The organism is Serratia sp. 506_PEND, from assembly GCF_001076875.1.
Lineage (GTDB): Bacteria > Pseudomonadota > Gammaproteobacteria > Enterobacterales > Enterobacteriaceae > Serratia > Serratia marcescens.
In genome coordinates this window covers 14,339-27,147 of sequence record NZ_JVEL01000388.1, presented here as the reverse complement: position 1 = coordinate 27,147, position 12,809 = coordinate 14,339, and the positions used below count along the sequence as shown (strand labels likewise).

General features: G+C 61.1%; 12 protein-coding genes. 7 read left to right on the top strand and 5 right to left on the bottom strand.

Annotated features, from left to right (window positions below):
• The coding region (locus ADK28_RS13570; protein ID WP_048795890.1) for a sigma-54 interaction domain-containing protein at nt 1-1,367 on the top strand (1,367 nt) is incomplete at its 5' end.
• Between the two features lie 225 nt (nt 1,368-1,592).
• Here ADK28_RS13570 and ADK28_RS13565 read toward each other — a convergent pair.
• The 3 genes from ADK28_RS13565 to ompC form a co-directional block, all read right to left on the bottom strand.
• Nucleotides 1,593-2,423: a 5'-nucleotidase, lipoprotein e(P4) family gene (locus ADK28_RS13565; protein ID WP_016928544.1), complete on the bottom strand. Its 831-nt coding sequence runs from the start codon at nt 2,421-2,423 to the stop codon at nt 1,593-1,595.
• Between the two features lie 17 nt (nt 2,424-2,440).
• On the bottom strand, nt 2,441-3,292 hold the full coding sequence (locus ADK28_RS13560) for a GNAT family N-acetyltransferase (protein WP_048795889.1): 852 nt from the start codon (nt 3,290-3,292) through the stop codon (nt 2,441-2,443).
• Between the two features lie 179 nt (nt 3,293-3,471).
• Nucleotides 3,472-4,569: a porin OmpC gene (gene ompC / locus ADK28_RS13555; RefSeq protein WP_025302059.1), complete on the bottom strand. Its 1,098-nt coding sequence runs from the start codon at nt 4,567-4,569 to the stop codon at nt 3,472-3,474.
• A 241-nt stretch (nt 4,570-4,810) separates the two neighbouring features.
• Here ompC and ADK28_RS13550 point away from each other — a divergent pair, with 241 nt between their 5' ends.
• From ADK28_RS13550 to dinG, 4 genes are all read left to right on the top strand, one after another.
• Nucleotides 4,811-5,467 carry a glutathione S-transferase family protein gene (locus ADK28_RS13550; RefSeq protein ID WP_033640943.1) on the top strand — a complete coding sequence of 219 codons (657 nt, stop codon included), beginning with the start codon at nt 4,811-4,813 and terminating at the stop codon, nt 5,465-5,467.
• Between the two features lie 124 nt (nt 5,468-5,591).
• Nucleotides 5,592-5,924, top strand: coding sequence for a carboxymuconolactone decarboxylase family protein (locus tag ADK28_RS13545; RefSeq protein ID WP_033640942.1), 333 nt, complete (start codon nt 5,592-5,594; stop codon nt 5,922-5,924).
• Complete coding sequence (locus ADK28_RS13540; RefSeq protein WP_033640941.1) at nt 5,914-6,306, top strand: tautomerase family protein; 393 nt, start codon at nt 5,914-5,916, stop codon at nt 6,304-6,306. Before ADK28_RS13545 ends, ADK28_RS13540 begins: the two co-directional genes overlap by 11 nt.
• 66 nt (nt 6,307-6,372) lie before the next feature.
• Nucleotides 6,373-8,571 (top strand): ATP-dependent DNA helicase DinG, encoded by a 2,199-nt coding sequence (gene dinG, locus ADK28_RS13535; protein ID WP_033640940.1) that lies wholly within the window; start codon nt 6,373-6,375, stop codon nt 8,569-8,571.
• On the opposite strand, the gene ADK28_RS13530 is transcribed toward dinG, so the two are convergent.
• Nucleotides 8,572-9,006, bottom strand: a complete 435-nt coding sequence (locus tag ADK28_RS13530; RefSeq protein WP_016928538.1) for an Lrp/AsnC family transcriptional regulator — start codon at nt 9,004-9,006, stop codon at nt 8,572-8,574.
• A 136-nt stretch (nt 9,007-9,142) separates the two neighbouring features.
• On the opposite strand from ADK28_RS13530, the gene ADK28_RS13525 reads away from it, so the two are divergent.
• Nucleotides 9,143-10,051: a DMT family transporter gene (locus tag ADK28_RS13525; RefSeq protein ID WP_048795888.1), complete on the top strand. Its 909-nt coding sequence runs from the start codon at nt 9,143-9,145 to the stop codon at nt 10,049-10,051.
• Between the two features lie 3 nt (nt 10,052-10,054).
• On the opposite strand, the gene prpR is transcribed toward ADK28_RS13525, so the two are convergent.
• The gene (gene prpR / locus ADK28_RS13520; RefSeq protein ID WP_048795887.1) at nt 10,055-11,641 is read right to left on the bottom strand and encodes a propionate catabolism operon regulatory protein PrpR; all 1,587 of its coding nucleotides are present in this window, start codon (nt 11,639-11,641) and stop codon (nt 10,055-10,057) included.
• Between the two features lie 244 nt (nt 11,642-11,885).
• Between prpR and prpB the strand changes: the two genes are divergently transcribed.
• Nucleotides 11,886-12,776, top strand: a complete 891-nt coding sequence (gene prpB, locus ADK28_RS13515) for a methylisocitrate lyase (RefSeq protein WP_048795886.1) — start codon at nt 11,886-11,888, stop codon at nt 12,774-12,776.
• The last annotated feature ends 33 nt before the right edge of the window (nt 12,777-12,809 follow it).

The following is a 12,809-nucleotide window of genomic DNA, read 5'->3' as shown; positions in this document are numbered from 1 at the left end:
CTGCCGAAGCCATTTCACAGCAGTTGATTTTGCGTCATCTGGTCAATGAGCAGGAGTCGGTGATGGAATCGCTCAATGAAGGGGTGTTGGTCGTCAGCGAGCAAGGCACGATTCGACAGTTAAACCGCTATGCCCGCCAGGTATTAGACATACAAGAAGATGTTCGCTTCCGTGATGTTGATGAAGTCTTGCTGCCCGAAAACTGCTCATTGAAGGAGCTGACAGCCTGCAAAGATCGCAACATCACACTTTGCCCAGGCCCTGATTCGCGCATCTCATGCGTGATCTCGGTTGTCGTCATGCCGGAAGGTGGTCGTGTCATTTCAATGCGAGATAACCGACGCGTGCGTGATATGACGCGTCGCGTTATTGGCAGCAGCGCCAGTTACAACTTTGACATGATTCTCGGCCAGTCACGAGTGATGCAGGACACACGCAACAAAGCGCGTAACGCTGGGCGCAGTGACAGTACAGTGCTTCTGACGGGCGAGAGCGGCACGGGCAAGGAGCTATTTGCTCAGTCCATCCATAATGGAAGCAATCGCAATACCGGTCCATTCCTGGCTGTTAACTGCGGCGCAATTCCGCGCGATCTGGTGCAAAGCGAATTGTTTGGCTACGAGGATGGTGCGTTTACTGGTTCCAGACGTGGTGGGGCTGCCGGAAAGTTTGAACTGGCAGATGGGGGAACGCTTTTCCTCGATGAAATCGGCGATATGCCTCTCGATGCACAGGCAAGCCTGTTAAGAGTCTTGCAAGAGGGTGAAGTGATGCGTATCGGCGGTAAGCGGCCGCTGAAAGTGAATGTGCGAATTGTTGCCGCAACCAACCGCGATTTGAAAAGAGATATTGAGCATGGCTCATTCCGGCGTGACCTCTATTTTCGCCTGAACGTGATCAACCTGCCTATTCCGCCATTGCGTGCAAGAAAAGAAGATATTAAAGAGCTAGCTGACTGGTTCTGTGAAAAAATTTGTCGCGCACTCAATCGTGAACGCGCACTATTTTCCGGTTCGGCGTTGCAGTTGATGGAAAACTACGACTGGCCCGGAAATGTGCGTGAACTGGAAAATATCGTTGAGCGAACAATTAACCTGACCGATACGAACGATATCCGGGGCAAGGATCTCCCTGAGGAGCTTCGTCTGCCCACCAATTTTGATTTAGGCATACCACGCGAGAACGCAAAAAGTTTTAATCTGAAGGATGGCGAGAAGGCGCTAATCGAGCTCTGCCTGATGGACAAACAGGGCAACATGCGCCAAGTCGCCATCGCGCTCAATCTCTCACGCGGTGCGTTGTATAACAAGATGAAGCGATATGGGATTGAACCCAGTGATTACCGCAGGTTGAACCATGAAATCTGAACCAGAGGTAACCGGCCGCTCAATATGGGCAGCTGTTTTCATCACTTGCTGTTTGCTTCGCCTAACCATGGCCGATTTCTCACATTTCTGATACCCGCAACTCAACATTTGAGCATCCGTATTTCTTCATCTTCGTGCCGCCGAACTAACGTCCGCATTGGTTCGGCGGCATGCTCCGTTAATCCCTTTTTTGACTTATATGGGGCATTTCTCCCTCTTCCTGGATCAGCGCCCGCGCCAGGCCTTGATCGCCTGTTGGCGCACCTGCAGCTTCTGTTGCGGCGTCAGCTTGTTGTAGTCGCGAGCCAGGCCGCTTTCCCAATCGCCGTACAGCGGGTTGGGCAGCACGATGAATTCGGTGCCGAACTTGCCCTGATTCTCGCTGACGAACGCCCGGCGCTGCGCATTGTCCTGGTGGTAAGTCGCGGCGCCGAAGTCGTTCAGGTTGTCGCCTGCGTACACCACGATGTCATAGCCGGCTTGTTTGATGGCGTCGAAGCGCGCCTGCTTATTGGAGGTATCGGTGCTGAGCAGCACGGTTTTTTCCGACATGCCGGTGAATCCGAGCTTCTGCATGTTGGCCACCGTGGCGGCGTATTCGCTCTGCTTGCGGTTCGAGACGTAGAACATCGTCCCCTGGTGGGCGTTAACGTAGCGGGCAAACGACACTGCGCCCGGCACCGCGCCGGCCTGTTCGGCCTGCGTCCATTGGGCCCAGGTGGCGCCGTCGTACGGCTGGCCGTGCTGCGCCTGCCAGCCGGAGTAGGCGCTGTTGTCCAACAGGGTTTCATCCAGATCGACCACCACCGCCTTTTTGCGGCCCGGCGCGGTCTTGGCCTGATCGAAGGCGCGTTGCGCGCTGTTGAACGCCTGATGCGCCAGCGCCTGGTATTCGCCGGACTGTTGGAACCAGTTCACCGCCAGCACCGACTGATCCGCCAGCCGCTGCTGGGCCTGAGCGTCGGTATGCGGCGGCTGCGCGCAACCGGCCAGCGTCAGCAGCGCGACGCCAACTGCCGCGCCAAGGGTGAGTTTCCTTGCCTGTTTTCCTGCCATCGTTCTCTCTCTCGGTTTTAGTCTTGTGGGCTGTCCAGCAGCATATCCATCTCGAACTGGCGCAGGGGCTCCTGACGCCAGCCAAGATGCGTAAAGAAGGGGGCGGCCACCTCGGGCACAAAGACGTTGGCGGTCAGCGGCAAAGGGGCGAACTGCGCTTGCAGGGCGGCTAGCAAGGCGCGGGCATGCCCCTGACCGCGGTGCTGCGGGGGCACGTAGATCAGGCGCAGCCAGCAGTGCTCGGCGCCGGGCATCACCACGGCGTAGGCCTGACGATTGAGCGTATAGGCTCGCGGTGTGCCCGGCAGCTTGAACAGCGATTCGGGGGCAATCAGCCAGGGCAGGTCGGTGGCGCCTTCCGCCGTCAGGCGATGGCTGACGGTCAACGGATCGACCGCCTGCAGCACCGCCGTGCCTGGCGGCACTTCCGCCGGCGCCTGGTGGCCGGTCAGGGTGCGCACGATGCGCAGTCCGGCGCGATGGTACAGCGCCAGCGCGGCGTCGTTGCCTTCGATCACTTCCAGCGACAGCCGATGGTCGCCGCGCTGACGGGCATCCGCCACCACCCGCTGCATCAGCGCCTTGCCCAGCCCCTGGCCGCGGATCTCCGGGCGCACGGAAAAAGCCGCAACCCGGCTGTGTCGGCCGCGACGGGCGATCAGCGCCACCGCCACCGGTTCCTGGCGATGGGTGACGATCAGGCTGTCGTTCAGGCTGAGGTCTTCGGCGCCGAAGCGGGCGGCGAAGGCCGGCCCGTCGAGCACGAAGCGTACAATGTAGTTTTCAAAACAGTGGTTGAGGATGTTGGCCAGCTCGTCGCTGCTGTAGCGCACGGCGTTGTGGAAGTCGAAGCGTCCGTCGTTGTGCATGGCTGATTCCGCTCGGGGGAAAGCTATACATGTAGACCCGTTTGTTTTGCAAGGCAAGCGGGGGGATTCGTTGGCGGGGAAAATAAAAACAAAAAAGCCGGACGCAGCCGCCCGGCGAAATAAAACTCTGGGTATCAAGTGACGCTAAAGTTTGCAGTGGTGGTTATTCATTCATCACATCAGAACTGGTAGGTCAGGGCGAGAACAACGACGTCGTCGTTTTTCAGGCCCAGCTTGTTGTCGTCATCGAGCTGGTTGATTTTATATTCGACATAAGTGGACATGTTTTTGTTGAAGTAATAGGTCGCCGCCACGTCGAAATATTTCACCAGATCGACATCGCCGATGCCTTCAATATCTTTGCCTTTCTGCTGAACGTAACCCAGCGATGGGCGCAGACCGAAGTCGAACTGATATTGCGCGACCAATTCAATCCCTTCCGCTTTATTGGCGAAGCCGCTAACGGAAGTCGAATTGTTATTGATGGTGGCGGTGCCGGAAATAGGCGCAATATTGCGGCTCTGCGAATAAGTCGCGGCCAGGTAGACGTTGTTGTTGTCGTATTTCAGACCACCGGCCCAGATATCGGCCTTGTCGCCTTTACCGAAGGTGCCCGCTTTTTGCGTGGCGGTGCGGTTGGAAGAGGCATAGGCGGCACCCACGCTCAGACCGTCGATGATTTCGTAGCTGGAGGAGAGGCCCCAACCGTCGCCGTTCGCCTTGCTGGCGGAGCGGCCGTCGTTTTCGTTCTTGCCCTGGTACTGCACGGCAAATTTCAGGCCGTCAACCAGACCGAAGAAGTTGTTATTACGGTAGGTGGCGACGCCGTTGGTGCGGCCGTTCATGAAGTTGTCGGTCTTGATATAAGCATCGTCGCCGAATTCAGGGATCATATCCGTCCAGGCGCCGACGTCGTAAATGATGCCGTAGTTGCGGCCGTAGTCAAAGGAGCCGAGATCCTTATATTTCAGACCGGCGAAGCCCAGACGCGTTTTGGTGTCTTTAGTGCCGTCGGATTCAGTATGGTTGGCGGCGATCTGATATTCCCACTGGCCGTAGCCGGTCAGCATATCGTTAATCTGAGTCGCGCCTTTAAAGCCGATGCGGACGTAAGTTTTATCACCGTCGTTGCCGGCATCATCGGAGAAATAATGCAGGGCTTTTACACGGCCGTAAAAATCGAGCTTGTTGCCGTCTTTATTGTAGATTTCTGCTGCCTGTGCCGCTTGCGCAAGTAAAAGTGCCGGAATAATAACGGCCAGAAGATTACGTTTCATGGGTTACCCTGCTTTATTCGATTGAAAGACGCTTATCATCAGTTGCATTGCTGTTTCACTGTGCCGCCTGATTGTTGGCGGCGGAGAATTTTTACCGTAGTAATGTGATCCATTTATGACAAAAAATTCATTTTCATGTCGAACGATTAAAAAAGTCGCGCAAAGGGTGAATTTTTTCTTCAGCCGATGGTCGGCGGCTGGTCTACAGTTACCGATACCTTGTTCCGCTGCGGGAGGAATCATGCACGATACTTATACTTTGTTCGGTACGCAGGGCTGCGGCTCGACCATCGTGGCCGCCGCGTTGGCGTTGACCGCTTTCCCCTGGGGCTATGAGGAGGTGGATTACACGCAGGACGGCCCGGAGCGCGATCGCCTGCTGGCGCTGAACCCGCTGGGTCAGGTGCCCACCTTAGTGCTGCCCAATGACGAAGTGATGACGGAGAGCGCGGCGATTATCCTGCTGCTGCACGATCGCGCACCGCATGCCGAACTGGCGCCGCCCGGCGGTTCGCCGCTGTTGCCGCGTTTTCTGCGCTGGCTGCTGTTCATCAACGCGGAGATTTACCCCACCTTCACCTATGCCGACCATCCGCAGCGCTGGCAGCCGCAGGCGGCAGGGGCGGAACAGCTGAAAAACGCGGTAATGGATTATCGCGAGCGTTTATTGCGGCAGTTGAACGCCGCCGCAGGAGCGTCTGGCCCGTGGTTTCTCGGCAAGAGCTTCAGCGCGCTGGATCTGTACCTGGCGGTAATGTGCAACTGGCGGCCGGGCCGCGCGTGGTTCCGGCAACACTGCCCGCGACTGTACGCCATTGCCGAACGGGTGGAACAGCGGCCGGAGCTGAATGCGCTGCTGAGCGCCCATTTCGACGGCGTTGCCCCGCTGGAACCGTGACATCGCCCCGCCGCCCGGCGGGGAACCCTCCCGTTTTTCTGAACTGAGACTGCCGAAAATCCCGATTTTCACTCGCCTCGCTGGCGGGTAGCGTAAGGCTATCCGCAACTGACAGGAGAGTGTGATGCCATCAAAATCCCAGGCCGGGCAACAGGCGTTCGGCGATATCGCCCCCAAGCTGGCGCAGCTCAGCGACAGCGTCTTGTTTGACGATGTCTGGCAGCGGCCGGCGCTGAGCCCGCGCGAACGCAGCCTGATCACCGTCGCCGCGCTGGTGGCGCTTAACCGCGTGGAACAGCTGCCGTTTCACCTGCAACTGGCTCAGCGCAACGGCGTGGCGCATCAGCAGCTGGCTGAGCTCATCACCCACCTGGCGTTCTACGCCGGCTGGCCCGCGGCGGCGTCGGCCGTGGCGCGCCTGCGCGAGCTGGAACCGGAGGCGCCCCATGCCGTTTAGCCGCATCGCCCTGCATCAGGGCAAGTCCGCCGACTATCTGCAAACCTTGTCCGACAGCCTGCATCAGGCGCTGGTGGAGGCGTTCGACGTGCCGCCGGCGGACAAATTTCAGGTGATCGATCAATACCGCCCCGGCGAGCTTATCTACGATCGCGACTATCTCGGCGGGCCGCGCAGCGCGGATTTCGTGCTGTTTTACATCACCGCCGGGCGGCCGCGCGACAGCGACACCAAGCGGCGTTTCTACCGACGGCTGGCGGCGCTGCTGGCGGAAAAGCTGCGGCTGAACCCCGAGGATGTGATGGTGGTGATCGCCACCACCCAGTTGGACGAGTGGTCGTTCGGCGGCGGGCGCGCCTCAATGATCGATCCGCAGGCGTAACTCGGGCTGACGTCGCCGGCGGTCTGTGGGACAATAGCGCCATCATTTCGTTTAGATAAGAGTTGAATGGCGCTCTCCTCCGCAGTTAAAGATCAGATTGGCCAGTGGTACAAAGCCCTGCAGCAGCAAATACCGGATTTTATTTCCCGCGCGCCCCAGCGCCAGATGATCGCCGAAGTGGCGAAGACGCTGGCCGGCGACTACCCGCGCCATCTGGCGATCGAGGCGCCGACCGGCGTCGGCAAAACGCTGTCTTACCTGATCCCGGGCATCGCCGTCGGGCGGGCGGAGAGCAAGCCGCTGGTGGTGAGCACCGCCAACGTGGCGCTGCAGGACCAGATCTACAGCAAAGATTTGCCGCTGCTGAAGAAGATTATCCCCGATCTGAAATTTACCGGCGCCTTTGGCCGCGGGCGTTACGTCTGCCCGCGCAACCTGGCGGCGATGAGCACCGACGTTAGCCAACAGGGCGATCTGACGCTGTTCCTCGACGACGAACTGGCGCCGTCCAGCGGCGAAGAGCAGGCGCTGTGCCAGAAACTGACCAAGGCGTTGGCCCGCTTCGAGTGGGACGGACTGCGCGATCACTATCAGCAGAGCATCGACGATCCGCTGTGGGCCAAGCTGAGCACCGACAAGGCCAACTGCCTGGGGCGCAACTGCCATTACATCCGTGAATGCCCGTTTTATATCGCCCGCAAAGAGATCGAGAGCGCCGACGTGGTGGTGGCCAACCACGCGTTGGTGATGGCGGCGCTGGAGACGGAATCGGTGCTGCCGAACCCGAAAGAATTGCTGCTGGTGCTGGACGAAGGCCACCATTTGCCGGAGGTGGCGCGCGATGCGCTGGAGATCGACGGGGAAATCACCGCGCTGTCGACCAACCTGCAGCTGGACATGATCGTCCGCCAGGTCGAGCAGTGCATGACGCAGTACCGGCCGAAGAATCCGCCGGGGCTGGCCAACAGCGAACGGCTGAAGAACCATTGCGAGGAGCTGCGTGAGCTGGTGCAGATCTTCGAGCATCAGGTCAGCGCCTATCTGCCCGGCGACAGCGTGGCGGCCGAGCACCGTTTTGAAATGGGCGAGCTGCCCGCGGAGATGGTGGAGAGCTGCGCGCGGCTGTTCAAACTGACCGATGCGCTGCGCGGGCTGGCGGAGTTCGTGCTTAACGATCTTACCGAGCAGACCGGCAAGCACGACATCATGCGCCTGCACCGCGCCATCTTGCAGATGAGCCGCACGCTGGGCTATCTGGAGGCGATGAGCAAGCTGTGGCGGCTGGCGGCGCTCGACAAGTCGTCCAACGCGCCGATCTCCAAATGGGTCACGCGCGAACTGCGCGATAACGTCACCCATCTGTATTTGCACTGCGTCGGCATCCGCGTCAGCGATCAGCTGGAGAAGCTGCTGTGGCGCAAGGTGCCGCACGTGGTGGTCACCTCGGCCACGCTGCGTTCACTGAACAGCTTCGCGCGTTTGCAGGAGATGAGCGGGCTGAGCGAGAAGGCCGGCGACCGCTTCGAAACGCTCTCATCGCCGTTCAATCACGTCGAACAGGGCAAGATTGTCATTCCGCAGATGCGCTATGAACCGGCGCTCGCCAACGAGGCGGAGCACCTCGAGGAGATGGCGCGGTTTTTCCGCGCCGAGCAGGCGAGCGGCAAGCACAAAGGCATGCTGATCCTGTTCAGCAGCCACCGGGCGATGCAGACTTTCCTCAGCTACGTGACCGATCTGCGGCTGATGCTGCTGGTGCAGGGCGACCAGCCGCGCTACCGGCTGGTGGAAGAGCACCGCAAGCGGGTGGAAAAGGGCGTCGCCAGCGTGCTGGTGGGGCTGCAATCGTTCGCCGAAGGGCTGGATCTGAAAGGCGAACTGCTGACCCAGGTGCATATTCACAAAATCGCGTTTCCGCCGATCGACAGCCCGGTGATCATCACCGAAGGCGAGTGGCTGAAATCGCTGAAGCGCTATCCGTTCGAAGTGCAGAGCCTGCCGAGCGCCTCGTTCAACCTGATCCAGCAGGTCGGCCGTCTGATCCGCAGCAACCAATGCTACGGCGAGATCGTGATCTACGATCGCCGGTTGCTGACCAAAAATTACGGTTCGCGGCTGTTGGCGTCGCTGCCGGTGTTCCCGATCGAGCAGCGCGCGGTGCCGGAGGCCGACAAGGCGCATCTGGCGGCGCTGCAATCCGCCGCCGATGCGGCCAAAAAAGAGAAGAAGCGCGGTAACCCGTTCGCCCGCAAGCGGCGGCGTTAATCAGAGCAGCGGCGGCAGGCGGCGCTTGACCGGCGTGGTTTTCACGATCGAGGTGTTGCTCTGCGCATGCTCGGCCAGCCGATCGAGAGTGTGGTCGAGCTGCGCCATCGAGTGCGCCACCAGCCGCACGATAAAGCAGTCTTCGCCGGTCACCTTATCGCATTCGACCACTTCCGGGATCGCCTGAATCAGCTGCTCGACCTTCTTCAGCATGCCCGGCAGCGGCTTGATGCGCACCAGCGACTCGAAGGCGTAGCCCACCGCCTGCAGATTGACGTTCAGGGTATAGCCCTGGATCACGCCGCTTTCTTCCAGCCGCCGCAGTCTTTCCGACGTGCTTGGCGACGACAGCCCCACCTGCGCGCTCAGCGTCTTCAACGACGCGCGCGCATCTTCCGCCAGAATGGTCAGGATTTGGCGATCGATATCATCCATAACGCCTCCGTTAGGTATTTTATTTATTATAGCTGCGAGAAAAAGACAGTTAAGCATATTTGCCTTTTTTATGCTATGGAAAGCCGCCCTGCGAAGCCGCAAGCTATGTCTCTGGGCAAGCTTCGAGGAACGCAGAATGAATGCAGAGATAAAACGCGGATCGCTGGAGATGGCGGCGGCGATGTTGATTTCCGGCTCTATCGGCTGGTTTGTGTTGATGTCCGGCCAGCCGGTTATCAACGTGGTGTTTTGGCGCTGCGCGGTAGGCGCGCTGGTGCTGCTGGCGGTGTGCGGCGTATTGGGGCAGCTGCGACGCGATGCGCTGACGCGCGCCACGCTGCTGCTGGCGATCGCCGGCGGCGTCGCGCTGGTGATCAACTGGCTGCTGCTGTTCGCCGCCTATTCCTATGCGTCTATCTCCATCGCCACCGCGGTGTACAACACCCAGCCGTTTATGCTGGTGGGGCTGGGAGCGCTGTTTCTGGGGGAACGGCTGACCGCCCGCAAGCTGCTGTGGCTGGGGCTGGCGTTCGGCGGCATGATGCTGGTGGTGCTGGCGCAGCCGCGGCAGGCGGGGGAGCAGAGCCATTATCTGGCCGGCATCGCGCTGGCGCTCGGCGCGGCGTTTTTCTACGCCCTGATGGCGCTGGCGGCCAAGCGGCTGAAGGGCACGCCGCCGCATCTTATTGCGCTGATCCAGGTGACGGTGGGGGCGGTGATGCTGTTGCCGCTGGTGGATTTTCATGCGTCGGCCAGCGTTGGGCAGTGGGGGATGCTGGCGACGCTCGGCGTGTTGCACACCGGCCTGATGTACGTGCTGATGTACGGCGCGTTGCAGAGGCTGCCGACCCACCTGATCGGCTCGCTGTCGTTCATCTATCCGATCGCCGCCATGCTGGTGGATCGCCTGGCGTTTGGCCACCGGCTGTCTGCGTGGCAGCTGCTGGGCGCGGCGATCATCCTGCTGGCGGCGGCGGGCATGAACCTGCTGGGCGATCGGCGAGCGCGGCTGCTGCCGGCCTCGGACGGCCGGCGCGCCGGCTGATGCTCAGTTCGGTTTTTTCAGCCGGCGCCATAAGGTGGTGCGGCTGATCCCGAGCAACCGGGCGGCGGCGGCGTGGTCGCCCCCGCACCGCGCCAGGGCTTCGTGGGCGGAGACGGGCGCCGCCGGCGTCTCGGGCGGCGGCGCCACCGCCAGCTCCGGCAGCAGCCACTGCAGGGTCTCGCCGCTCGGCGCAGCGCCGGTGCTCAGCATCAGTGCCACCCGTTCCATCATGTTGCGCAGCTCGCGCAGGTTGCCGGGCCAGGCGTAATGACTGAGAGCGGTGTAACACCCGGCCAGGGCGGCGCGCAGCGGCTCCGTCAGCGGCACGTCGAGCGCCGCCAGCGACTGTTTCAGAAAGTGTTCCGCCAGCATCGCAATATCGTTGCCGCGCGCCCGCAACGGCGGCAGCTGCAGCCGCAGGGCGCTCAGACGGTAAAACAGATCGGCGCGAAAATCGCCCTGTTGAATCGCCTGCTCCAGGCGGGTGTGGGTGGCGCTGATAACGCGAAAATCGACCTTTACCGGCTGTTGCCCGCCCACCCGGGTGATGGTTTTTTCTTCCAGCGCCCGCAGCAGCCGGGTTTGCAGGTGCAGCGGCATTTCGCCGATCTCGTCCAGAAACAGGGTGCCGCCGTTGGCGGTTTCCAACAGCCCGCGTCGGCCGCCGCGTCGTGAGCCGGTGAAGGCGCCTTCCTCATAGCCGAACAGCTCCGCCTCCAGCAGCGATTCGGCGATGGCGCCGCAGTTGATGGCGACGAACGGCGGCGTCGCGCCGCGCCGGGAAAAGTATTCGCGGTGGATCGCCTGCGCCGCCAGCTCTTTGCCGGTGCCGGTTTCGCCTTCGATCAACACCGCCGCCGGCGATCGGGCGTACAGCATGATGGTGCGTCGCGTCTGTTCCATCTGCGGGGAATCGCCCTGTAAATCGCTCAGCCCATAGCGCGGCTGCAGGGTATTGCGCGCGGCGTAATCGCCGCCGCGTTTGCCGCCGCCCAGCATCAGGCGCGTCACGTCCAGTGCGTCGCTGAAGGCGGCGCGCAGGGTGGCGGCGGAATAGAGAAAAATGGCGGTGAGCCCGGCCTCTTCCGCCAGATCGCTGATGAGGCCGGCGCCGACCACCGCCTGAATGCCGGCGGCTTTCAGCTCGGCGATCTGGCCGCGCGCGTCCTCTTCGGTGACGTAACTGCGCTGCTCCAGCGGCAGATCGAAGGTTTGCTGGAACTCCAGCAGCGCGGGCAGGGGCGTTTTGTAGGTGATGACGCCGATCCGATCGGCGGTTCTGCGCGCCTGGCTCAGCGCCTGCAGCAGGTCGAAGCCGCCGGGTTTGACCAAAATGACCGGCACCGACAGGCGGCTTTTCAGGTAGGCGCCGTTGGAGCCGGCGGCGATGATGGCGTCGCAAGGCTCGGTCGCCAGGCGAGCGCGGATATGCTGCACCGCCTCCTCAAAGCCGAGGCGGATCGGGGTGATGGCCGCCAGGTGGTCGAACTCGAGGCTGATGTCCCGGAACAGTTCGGACAGGCGGGTGATGGAGACGGTCCAGATCACCGGTTTGTCTGGCGTGCGGGACGGCGTGATGTGATCGCTCATGGTGGGTTACCGAATGAAAGTGGCTGCATTAGGTGTAGCCTTGTTTCAGTCATGTTTCAAATATGCCGATTGAAACCGCGATTGAAACGTTAACTGAAACGTTTTTTATCGCTTGGTCTGCCCAATGGCGACGCGAATTTTATAACTCACTTATTTTTATCGCTTTTAATTTTTTCCTCGCCAAAGTGCAACCTGGCCCGCCCCTTGCTCTGTCTGTTCCATCTAGCTAATCGGAGAGAACGTCATGACGCTGCGCTCACCCGGGCTCGCCTTTCGTCAGGCCCTGAGTAAAGAGAAACCCCTGCAAATCGCCGGCGCGATCAACGCCAACCATGCCCTGCTGGCCCAGCGGGCGGGGTTCCAGGCCATCTATCTTTCCGGCGGCGGCGTGGCGGCCGGTTCGCTGGGGCTGCCGGACCTGGGCATTTCGACGCTGGACGATGTGTTGACCGATATTCGCCGCATCACCGATGTCTGCCCGCTGCCGCTGCTGGTGGATGTCGACAGCGGTTTCGGCGCATCGGCGTTCAACGTCGCCCGCACGGTGCGCTCGGTGAGCAAGGCCGGGGCGGCGGCGCTGCATATCGAAGATCAGGTTGGCGCCAAGCGCTGCGGCCATCGGCCCAATAAGGCCATCGTTTCCACCGAAGAGATGGTGGATCGCATCAAGGCGGCGGTGGATGCGCGCAGCGATCCGGACTTCGTGATCATGGCGCGCACCGACGCGCTGGCGGTGGAGGGGCTGGAGGCGGCCATCGAGCGCGCTCAGGCTTACGTGGCGGCCGGGGCCGACATGCTGTTCCCGGAAGCGATCACCGAACTGGGCATGTACGGCCGTTTCGCCGAAGCGACGCAGGTGCCGATCCTCGCCAACATCACCGAATTCGGCGCGACGCCGCTGTTCACCACCGACGAGCTGCGCAGCGCTCGGGTGGATATGGCGCTGTATCCGCTGTCGGCCTTTCGGGCGATGAACCGGGCGGCGGAGCGGGTGTACCGCGCCCTGCGCGAGGAGGGCACGCAGAAAAGCGTCATCGACACCATGCAGACCCGCAACGAGCTGTACGAAAGCATCAACTACTATTTGTTCGAAGAGAAACTCGACGCTTTGTTCGCTCGCCAGCGCGACGAATAAGCGCCATTCACGCAGAAGCCAAATGAGGACAGT

Coding starts and splice junctions, on each gene's coding strand:
- ADK28_RS13565 (WP_016928544.1), bottom strand. CDS start 2,423: ATGGCAGGAAAACAGGCAAGGAAACTCACCCTTGGCGCGGCAGTTGGC.
- ADK28_RS13560 (WP_048795889.1), bottom strand. CDS start 3,292: ATGCACAACGACGGACGCTTCGACTTCCACAACGCCGTGCGCTACAGC.
- ompC (WP_025302059.1), bottom strand. CDS start 4,569: ATGAAACGTAATCTTCTGGCCGTTATTATTCCGGCACTTTTACTTGCG.
- ADK28_RS13550 (WP_033640943.1), top strand. CDS start 4,811: ATGCACGATACTTATACTTTGTTCGGTACGCAGGGCTGCGGCTCGACC.
- ADK28_RS13545 (WP_033640942.1), top strand. CDS start 5,592: ATGCCATCAAAATCCCAGGCCGGGCAACAGGCGTTCGGCGATATCGCC.
- ADK28_RS13540 (WP_033640941.1), top strand. CDS start 5,914: ATGCCGTTTAGCCGCATCGCCCTGCATCAGGGCAAGTCCGCCGACTAT.
- dinG (WP_033640940.1), top strand. CDS start 6,373: ATGGCGCTCTCCTCCGCAGTTAAAGATCAGATTGGCCAGTGGTACAAA.
- ADK28_RS13530 (WP_016928538.1), bottom strand. CDS start 9,006: ATGGATGATATCGATCGCCAAATCCTGACCATTCTGGCGGAAGATGCG.
- ADK28_RS13525 (WP_048795888.1), top strand. CDS start 9,143: ATGAATGCAGAGATAAAACGCGGATCGCTGGAGATGGCGGCGGCGATG.
- prpR (WP_048795887.1), bottom strand. CDS start 11,641: ATGAGCGATCACATCACGCCGTCCCGCACGCCAGACAAACCGGTGATC.
- prpB (WP_048795886.1), top strand. CDS start 11,886: ATGACGCTGCGCTCACCCGGGCTCGCCTTTCGTCAGGCCCTGAGTAAA.